This window comes from Acidithiobacillus sp. TH-A35 (assembly GCF_057473505.1).
This window is the reverse complement of the sequence record NZ_JBYCKR010000093.1, coordinates 1-1860: the sequence shown is the minus strand read 5'-3', so window position 1 is coordinate 1860 and position 1860 is coordinate 1. Positions and strand designations below refer to the sequence as shown.

The following is a 1860-nucleotide window of genomic DNA, read 5'->3' as shown; positions in this document are numbered from 1 at the left end:
GCACCGCGGCGGCGAAGGTGAGCAGGAAAAAAAAGCGCACCATCTCGAAGCCATGATTGCCTGCGGTCAGGGTCTTCACATCACCGAAAAAGCTGATGCCATAGGCTATATGATAACCCACAAAAAAATAAACGATGGTGGATATACCAAAATCACTGAGAATTTTGACCAGTGCATTTACCTGGCTGCGGCGGCGTACCGTACCCAGTTCCAGAAAGGCGAATCCGCCGTGCATGGCAAACACCAGAATGGCGCCCATCAGCAAAAAAAACACATTTCCGCCTGGAGGCGTGACTCCTGTGGCTGTCATGATCGCTGCTTCCTCTCAAAATTTAATTGCTTTTATATTTACGAAATAATGGGTAAGTGCTTAGTCATCAAGCAAGCGGCGACCATGCAACGCACGCCCGAGGGTGCTACGGTCAACATATTCCAACTCGCCACCCACCGGTACCCCGCGTGCAATACGGCTGATCGTGATACTGTCAGGAACCAGCCCCGCTAGAAACTGGGCCGTTGCCTCCCCTTCTAGGGTAGGGTTAGTCGCGAAAATCACTTCCCGCAAATCTGCTTCACCCAAACGCGTGCTGAAGCGATCAATATGCAGGGCTTCGGGACCGATGCCGTCCAAGGGCGACAAATGCCCCATCAACACAAAGAATTCGCCGACGAATACACCCGTATCTTCGATAGCACGCAGATCAGCAGGAGATTCCACAACACACAAAATGGAGCGGTCCCGGTGGTCGGAACGACAGACGGCACACAATGGCGCTTCGCTCAGATTATTGCAGCGCTTACAAAAACAGACCACGGCATGGGCCTGCTGCAAGGCCGCGGCCAGTTGCGGCATGAGATCGCGCTTGCGCACCAGCAACTCATAGCTGATCCGTTGCGCCGAACGCGGGCCAATACCCGGCAGGCGGCGGAGCAGCGCCACCAGGGCATCCATACTCGGAACGTCCGCCATAAAGTGCCTAGAAAGGCAGGCTCATGCCCGGAATATTCATGCCACCAGTCACTTCCGACATCCGCTCCGCGCTCACCTTCTCGGCATTGCGCACGGCGTCATTAATGGCTGCAGCCAGGAGATCCTCGAGCATTTCCTGATCGCCATCGGCAAGCAGAGAGGGATCAATGCGAACCCGCCGTACGTCATGTCGGCAGGTCATAGTGACTTCCACCAGATTACCGCCCGCATGGCCCTGCACCTCTACCTGCGCAAGCTCTTCCTGCGTCTTTTGCAACCGCTCCTGGAGCTGCTGCGCCTGCTTCATGATATTTCCCAGTCCGCCCTTCATCTTTCATTACCTCCCTGTTTACTTTTCACTGTGAGCTGACGGCACCGCTCTTTGCGGCGGGTGCCATAATTTCAATGGATTCCACACGGGCATCCAAAACTTCCAGGAATGCGCCTATGTGTGGATCCACGGCGACGCGTGCCTCCGCCTCAGCCTGCCGGGATGCCGCGCGCGCTTTCTCTTCCTGCACCAGGCTCCCCACTCCGGCCTCTTTGGTCAGGGGTACGATGTTCAGACGCGGCTCCCGGCCAAAATACGCAGTAAGCGCCTGATGTAATGCCCTGCGGGCCTCGGCCTTGACGAGGAATGGCAAATAATTGGGCTCCACGGCCAATTCCACAACCTCTGAATCACAGCGCAAAGCTTGTCCATAGCGCAGGTATTCAGCAATTATGGGCGACACCTCCAGCGCCTCCACCATATGGCGCCAGTCCGTCGAAAGTGCGGCGTCGGCCGGCCTCTCAGGCAGTGCAGCGGTCACCTTCAACGGCGGTTCCCGGACTTCATCCCGCGAACGGGTGGATAACAGGGGTGCTGAACGGTGCGATACCGGCGAAGT

2 protein-coding genes and 2 pseudogenes are annotated in these 1860 nt (G+C 56.7%); all 4 read right to left on the bottom strand.

The window, feature by feature from the left end:
- A pseudogene (locus AC2VNK_RS03515) lies at window positions 1-274 on the bottom strand (ammonium transporter); the annotation flags it as partial.
- A gap of 96 nt (window positions 275-370) precedes the next feature.
- Window positions 371-970 carry a recombination mediator RecR gene (gene recR, locus AC2VNK_RS03510; protein WP_291523447.1) on the bottom strand — a complete coding sequence of 200 codons (600 nt, stop codon included), beginning with the start codon at window positions 968-970 and terminating at the stop codon, window positions 371-373.
- A gap of 7 nt (window positions 971-977) precedes the next feature.
- On the bottom strand, window positions 978-1301 hold the full coding sequence (locus AC2VNK_RS03505) for a YbaB/EbfC family nucleoid-associated protein (protein ID WP_291508342.1): 324 nt from the start codon (window positions 1299-1301) through the stop codon (window positions 978-980).
- Window positions 1302-1326: 25 nt separating this feature from the next.
- Window positions 1327-1860, bottom strand: a pseudogene (locus AC2VNK_RS03500) (DNA polymerase III subunit gamma/tau); the annotation flags it as partial.

Bases quoted from the DNA above. Each gene is read 5' to 3' on its own strand.
- recR (WP_291523447.1), bottom strand. From the start codon at position 970: ATGGCGGACGTTCCGAGTATGGATGCCCTGGTGGCGCTGCTCCGCCGC.
- AC2VNK_RS03505 (WP_291508342.1), bottom strand. From the start codon at position 1,301: ATGAAGGGCGGACTGGGAAATATCATGAAGCAGGCGCAGCAGCTCCAG.